Here is a 6,565-nt window from a genome sequence, read left to right as displayed (position 1 = left end):
CTTCGCCTACTCCTGCATCCATTGCTTCAACTTCGAGCCGCTGCTGCAGGACTGGGAGAAGCGCAGGCCCGAGGGCGCGGTGCTGCGCCGCGTGCCGGTGGCCTTCAGCCCGGCCTTCGTGCCCATGCAGCGCCTGTACTACACGCTGGAGTCCATGAACCTGGTGGAACGCCTGCACGCCGAGGTGTTCAAGGCCATCCATGTGGAGCGGCTGCCGCTGACCACGCCGGCGCCGATCACCGACTGGGTGGTCAAGCAGGGCGTGGACCGGGCGAAGTTCTCCGAGATCTTCAACCACGCCGACACGCAGAAGAAGGCCGAGCGCGCCGCGGCGCTGCAGGACGCCTACGGTGTCGAGGGCACGCCCGCGCTGGGCGTCGCTGGCCGCTACTACATTCCCGGCCAAGGGCCCAAGACGCTGACCATCGCCAACTGGCTGATCATGGAAGCGCGCAAAGGGTGATGCACCCCCGCCGCGCTTCGCGCGGCCCCTCGAGGGGAGGGTCTGCGGCCCGGCACTGCGGGTGGCGCCCTGTCTCTGGCGGGCGGTTTGTCAGACCGGGGCGGGTGGGTGTTTAGAATGCATGCAAGTTTCGTGCCCTTGACATGCCACACGCCCTTCCTCCCTTGCACCGCCTCACCCTTGGCCTGCTGACCGCCTGCGCGCTGGCGGGCGCCGCCCAGGCCGAGCAGGCCGACCGGCTCAAGCCCATGAACGCCGAGTCGGACAACCTGCGCTACGACGACGCGCGCCAGCTCAGCATCTTCACCGGCAACGTGGTCATCACCAAGGGCACCATCGTGATCCGCGGCGCCCAGGTCGAGGTGCGACAGGACGCGCAGGGCCACCAGTTCGGCGTCGTGCTGGGCAGCCCGGGCTACTTCAAGCAAAAGCGCGAAGGCCTCAACGAGTTCATCGAGGGCGAGGCCAAGCGCATCGAGTACGACAGCAGCGCCGACAAGGTGCGCTTCATCGGCGACGCCGTGCTGCGCCGCTACCTGGGCACCCAGCTCAACGACGAGACGCGCGGCAGCGTGATCGTCTACGACAACCGCAGCGAGGTGTTCACCGTCGAGAGCAGCCCGGCCGGCGCCACGCCCGGCAATCCCTCGGGCCGGGTGCGTGCCACGCTCACGCCGGTGCCGCGCGAAGGCCAGCCCGCCCCGGCGCCCGCGCCCGCCCCCACGCCGCTGCGCCCGTCGGGTGAGCTCGGCGGAGGACGCCCGTGAGCGCCAGCGAGTCGCCCTCGACCACCTTCCCCGAAACCCAGTTGCTGGCCACCAGCCGGCTGGAGGCCACGGGGCTGAAGAAGTCCTACGGCAGCCGCCTGGTGGTCAAGGACGTTTCGCTCGCCGTGGACAAGGGCGAGGTGGTGGGCCTGCTGGGCCCCAACGGCGCCGGCAAGACGACCTCCTTCTACATGATCGTCGGCCTGCTGCGCGCCGACGGCGGGCAGATCCTGCTCGACAACCAGTCCATCGAGCGCCTGCCCATCCACCGCCGCGCGCGCCTGGGCCTGGGCTACCTGCCGCAGGAGGCCTCGATCTTCCGCAAGCTCACCGTGGCGCAGAACGTGCGCGCCGTGCTGGAGCTGCAGGTGGACGCGCGCGGCCGCCCGCTGAGCGCCGCCGCCATCGACGAGCGCCTAGACACGCTGCTGCGCGACCTGCACGTGGACCACCTGCGCGATTCGCCCGCGCCGGCGCTGTCGGGCGGCGAGCGCCGCCGCGTCGAGATCGCGCGCGCGCTCGCCACCGATCCGCGCTTCATCCTGCTCGACGAGCCCTTCGCCGGCATCGACCCGATCGCGGTGATCGAGATCCAGCGCATCATCGGCTTCCTCAAGTCGCGCGGCATCGGCGTGCTCATCACCGACCACAACGTGCGCGAGACCCTGGGCATCTGCGACCGCGCCTACATCATCAACGACGGCCATGTGCTGACCAGCGGCACGCCGTCGGACATCGTCGAGAACGCCGACGTGCGCCGGGTCTACCTCGGCGAGCATTTCCGGATGTGATGAAGCAGAGCCTGTCGCTACGCGTCTCGCAGCACCTGGCGCTGACGCCCCAGCTGCAGCAGTCGATCCGCCTGCTGCAGCTTTCGACGCTGGAGATGGCGCAGGAGGTCGAGCAGATGCTCGACGAGAACCCCTTCCTGGAACGCGCCGACGAAGGCCTGGAGCGCGAGGAATTCGGCCTGGCCGCGACCGATGCGCCGGTGAGCGCGGGCGAGCAGATCGCCGACGCCGCGTCCGCCGCCGGCCCGGGCGCCGACGCCGGGGAGGGGCGCAACGAAGACAAGGCCAGCGCCACCGACGGCGACGCGGTGGAGGCCAGTGTGGACGGCGCCTCGCCGGTGGAAGAGAGCTGGGACGGCGACGGCACGGTGGAGATGGCGCCCGACGACAGCGAGTGGGGCGGCGACGCGCCGCCGCGCGGCAGCGGCTCCGGCGATGACGAAGAGACCGCCAGCGCGGCCGACCTCGCGCGCGCCCTGGTGTCGCTGCAGGACCATTTGCACGAGCAGGCGCGCTGCCTGCGCCTGTCCGAGGCGGATGCTGCCGCGCTGCACTTCCTGATCGAATCGCTGGACGAGGACGGCTACCTCGCCGACCCGCTGCCCGAACTCGCGCTGGCGCTGCTGCGCCTGCAGGGTGAGGCCACCGCCAAGGCCGACCCGTCCGACGCCGCCGCCACCGAACGCCTCGACGCGGCCGAGCAAGGGCTGCGCACCGCCCTGCAGCTGCTGCAGCACATGGACCCGCCCGGCGTGGGCGCGCGCGACCTGGCCGAGTGCCTGAAGCTGCAGATCCTGGAGCTGCGCAACACGCCCGAGGCGCGCGCCGCGCTGGCGATCTGTGGGCAGCCGCTGGAGCTGATCGCCAAGCGCGACGTGCGCAAGCTGGTGCAGCTGTGCCGCGCCGACGAGGACACCGTGCGCGGCGCGCTCGCGCTGATCGCGCGGCTGGAGCCCAAGCCCGGACGCCGCTTCGCGGACGTCGAGCGCAACATCGTCGTGCCCGACGTCATCGTCACGCGCGCCGGCCGCGGCTTCAAGGTGGTGCTCAACCCCGACGTGATGCCGCGCCTGCGCGTGCACGACGTGTACGCCAACGCCATGCGCCAGAACCGCGGCGGGCGCGATGGCGGCGAAGGCGGCCACGCCGCCATGCAGCAGCGCCTGCAGGAGGCGCGCTGGTTCATCAAGAACATCCAGCAGCGCTTCGACACCATCCTGCGCGTGTCCAGCGCCATCGTCGAGCGCCAGCGCAACTTCTTCATGCACGGCGAGCTCGCCATGCGCCCGTTGGTGCTGCGCGAGATCGCCGACGAGCTGGGCCTGCACGAATCCACCATCAGCCGCGTGACCACGGCCAAGTACATGGCCACGCCTTTCGGTACCTACGAACTGAAGTACTTCTTCGGCTCCTCGCTGGGCACCGAGACCGGCGGCAACGCCTCCAGCACCGCGGTGCGCGCGCTGCTCAAGCAGTTCATCGCTGCCGAGGCGCCGGCCAAGCCGCTGTCGGACAACCAGCTCTCCGACCTGCTCAAGGAGCAGGGCATCGAGTGCGCGCGCCGCACCGTGGCCAAGTACCGCGAGGCCATGCGCATCGCCCCGGCCAACCTCCGAAAATCGCTTTGAACCAGCTCCAGCTCTTTCTCCCCTGCGCCGCCGGCGTGGAGGACTTTCTCGCCGCCGAGGTGCAGCGCATCACCGGCATCGGCGCGCTGCAGCGCTCGCGCGGCGGCGTCTCGCTCGAGGCCTCGTGGCGCGACGCGCTGCGCCTGAACCTGCACAGCCGGCTCGCGCAGCGCGTGCTGGTGCGCCTGTGGCACGGCCCCTACCGTGCCGAGCAAGACCTCTACGCGGCCGCCGCCGAGGTGGCCTGGGAGATCTGGTTCACGCCGCGCCAGACCATCAAGGTCGAACTCACCGCGCAGCACAGCCCGCTCAAGAGCCTGAACTTTGCCGCCCTCAAGATCAAGGACGCCGTCTGCGACCGCTTTCGCGACAAGCGCGGCGAGCGCCCCAGCGTGGACACCCAGCGGCCCGACGTGCGCCTGTTCGGCCACCTCACCGCCGAGACGCTCACGCTCTACATCGACACCACCGGTGAGCCGCTGTTCAAGCGCGGCTGGCGCGAGGACAAGGGCGACGCGCCGCTGAAGGAAACCCTGGCCGCCGCCATGATCGCCGCCACCGGCTGGGACGCGCAGGCGCGCGAGGCCGCCACGCTGGCCGAGGTGCCGCCGCTGGCCGACCCCTGCTGCGGCAGCGGCACGGTGCTCATCGAGGCCGCGCAGATCGCGCTAAACATCGCCCCGGGCGGCCAACGCCGCTTCGCCTTCGAGAAGCTGCTGCCCTTCCAGCCGCACGTGTGGCAGGGCCTGCGCGACGAGGCGCGCGCGGCCGAGCGGCCCTGGCCCGCCGGCCAGGCGCCCATCGTCTTCGGCAGCGACGTGGCCTTCCGCATGGTCGACTTCGCCCGGCGCAATGCCGAGCGCGCGCGCGTGGCCCAGGCGATCGAGCTGCGCGGCGGCGACGCCCTGCAGCGCCTGCCGCCCAGCCCGCGCGCGGGCGTGCTGCTGCTCAACCCGCCCTATGGCGAGCGCATCGCCGCCGCCGGCGTGGCCGGGCGCAACGCGGCCGAACGCGCCAGCGGTGCCGGCGCCGAGCGCGGGGGGCGCGAACAGGCGCGCGACGAGGACGGCCAGGCCGCCGACGCCTTCTTCGAGCGCCTGGCCGCGCACTGGAAATCGCACTACGCCGGCTGGACCGCCTGGCTGCTCACGCCCGACCTGAAATTGCCCGGCCGCATGCGCTTCAAGGAATCGCGCCGCGTGCCGCTGTGGAACGGCCCCATCGAGTGCCGGCTGTTCCGCTTCGACCTGAAGGCCCGTCGGAATGACGCGGTCTGACCCAGAAACGCCAGGGAGCCGGCTGTGCCGGTCCGTCGGCGTTGCCCCCTCGGAGGGGTCGCGCGAGGCGCGGCAGGGGGGGGCTCTTGCTCTGGTCGTCATCGACACCAACGTCGTGCTCGACCTGTTCGTCTTCGACGACCCCGCCGTGGCGCCGCTGCGCGCCGCGCTGGTGCAGGGCCGCGTGGCCTGGATCGCCAGCGAGGCCATGCGCGAGGAGCTGCGGCGCGTGCTGGACTATCCGCACCTCGCGCGCCGCCTGGACGGTGGCGGGCCCGATGCCGTGCTGGCCGCGTTCGACCGCCACGCGCGGCGCGTGGCGCCTGCCGCCAAGGCCGCGTTCACCTGTCGCGACCCCGACGACCAGCGCTTCATCGACCTGGCCGTGGCGCATGGCGCCGCGCTGCTCAGCAAGGACGCCCATGTGCTGGCGCTGGCGCGCCGCCTCGCGGGCATCGGCGTGCCCGTGCGCCGCGCCTGGGCGCCGAGCGCTGAGGGGGCCGTGGCGTGAGCGCCTGGCCCGTGGCCGCGCTGCTCGCGCTGTTGGCGGGGCTGTCGCCGGCCCGGGCCCAGGACGCGGCGCGCTGCGGTCCCGTGGGGCCGGCTGGCCAGCAGCGCTGTGCCTTGCCCGACGGCTCCAGCCTGCTGCGCGTGATGGGCGCGGACGGCCGCCGCGCCCTGGTGCTGTTGCGCCGCTGGGCCGACGGCAGCCTGGCCGAACTGCGCTGCGCGCCCACCAGCCTGCTGCCCGAGGACCGCGAGCCCTGCGGCCATGGCGGCGCGCTCGCCGAGGTCACGCTCTACCGCGAACCCGGCAAGCCGCTGGGCACCGTGAGCCACCGGCGCGGCGTGCTGATGCGCCAGGTGATCGTGAACCCGCAAGGCGGCGTGGTGCGCAGCGAGGAGCTCGTCGAGGACAGCGGCGGTCCCGACCGCCGCATCAAGCGCGTGTACTACCCCTCGGGGCAGTTGCGGCACGAGATCGACCTGGCCGAGCCGCCGCCCGAGCAGTACCACGGCCGCGAGGGCGTGGGCCGCGAGTTCGCCGAGTCGGGCCAGTTGACGCAGGAGGTGGAGTGGGCCGCGGGGCGCGAGCGGCGCATCCGCCAGTGGCACCTCAACGGTCAGCTCAAGATGGAGCAAACCATCCGCCGCCTGGGCCGCGACGAGCTGCGCGAGACGCGCAGTTTCTACGAGGACGGCGCGCCGGCGGCGCTCAACCGCGAGCGCAACGGCCGCCTGTTCGGCTGGCAGCAGTACCACGCGCCCGGCGGCGCGCTGCAGCGCGAGGAGGAATACGGGGAGCGTGGCCTGCTGCTGCGCCTCAGGCTCTACGACCCCAGCGGCCGGCTGCTGCGCGATGAGCGGGTGAACGAGGATCCGTCGAGCAGCTGAGGCTGGGGGGCCAGCTGGGCTGGCTGGCCCTCTCGCTGTTGTTGCAGCCTTGCTGGCGTCGGCTTCGCATGGGCCGCCGGTGTGGGTGCCCGTTCTCCGGCCCACGCTCGCGGTCCACCACCTGGGTAGGCCTGCGTTGTCTCTTCAACACCGCTTCGGCGCTCGGCCTCTGTGGCAGCCGCGAATGGGGCCTGCGCCCGGGCACCCACACCGCCGTCCCCGAAACGCGCGGGCCGGCCAAAGA

The 6,565-nt window shown here is 72.3% G+C and carries 7 protein-coding genes; all 7 read left to right on the top strand.

All coding sequences use genetic code 11. From position 1 onward, the window contains the following. A partial coding sequence (locus tag BGO22_RS18580) for a thiol:disulfide interchange protein DsbA/DsbL (protein ID WP_286852164.1) occupies positions 1-463 on the top strand: 463 nt, incomplete at its 5' end. A 143-nt stretch (positions 464-606) separates the two neighbouring features. Continuing rightward, positions 607-1,230: a lipopolysaccharide transport periplasmic protein LptA gene (lptA, locus tag BGO22_RS18575; protein ID WP_286852162.1), complete on the top strand. Its 624-nt coding sequence runs from the start codon at positions 607-609 to the stop codon at positions 1,228-1,230. Then, entirely contained in the window at positions 1,227-2,021 is a 795-nt protein-coding gene (lptB, locus tag BGO22_RS18570; RefSeq protein WP_070400286.1) for an LPS export ABC transporter ATP-binding protein, read from the top strand. The genes lptA and lptB overlap by 4 nt, the downstream gene beginning before the upstream one ends. Further along, positions 2,021-3,649, top strand: a complete 1,629-nt coding sequence (locus tag BGO22_RS18565; protein WP_070400287.1) for an RNA polymerase factor sigma-54 — start codon at positions 2,021-2,023, stop codon at positions 3,647-3,649. Before lptB ends, BGO22_RS18565 begins: the two co-directional genes overlap by 1 nt. Continuing rightward, on the top strand, positions 3,646-4,926 hold the full coding sequence (locus BGO22_RS18560; protein WP_286852160.1) for a THUMP domain-containing class I SAM-dependent RNA methyltransferase: 1,281 nt from the start codon (positions 3,646-3,648) through the stop codon (positions 4,924-4,926). Before BGO22_RS18565 ends, BGO22_RS18560 begins: the two co-directional genes overlap by 4 nt. Positions 4,927-4,948: 22 nt before the next feature. After that, complete coding sequence (locus BGO22_RS18555; protein WP_502686485.1) at positions 4,949-5,437, top strand: putative toxin-antitoxin system toxin component, PIN family; 489 nt, start codon at positions 4,949-4,951, stop codon at positions 5,435-5,437. Then, positions 5,434-6,321 (top strand): toxin-antitoxin system YwqK family antitoxin, encoded by an 888-nt coding sequence (locus tag BGO22_RS18550; RefSeq protein WP_070400289.1) that lies wholly within the window; start codon positions 5,434-5,436, stop codon positions 6,319-6,321. The genes BGO22_RS18555 and BGO22_RS18550 overlap by 4 nt, the downstream gene beginning before the upstream one ends. The last annotated feature ends 244 nt before the right edge of the window (positions 6,322-6,565 follow it).

The sequence above is a fragment of the Hydrogenophaga sp. 70-12 genome (assembly GCF_001897365.1).
Classification (GTDB): domain Bacteria; phylum Pseudomonadota; class Gammaproteobacteria; order Burkholderiales; family Burkholderiaceae_C; genus Hydrogenophaga; species Hydrogenophaga borbori.
This window is presented reverse-complemented; position numbering and strand designations above follow the sequence as displayed.

Coding starts and splice junctions, on each gene's coding strand:
- lptA (WP_286852162.1), top strand. CDS start 607: ATGCCACACGCCCTTCCTCCCTTGCACCGCCTCACCCTTGGCCTGCTG.
- BGO22_RS18565 (WP_070400287.1), top strand. CDS start 2,021: ATGAAGCAGAGCCTGTCGCTACGCGTCTCGCAGCACCTGGCGCTGACG.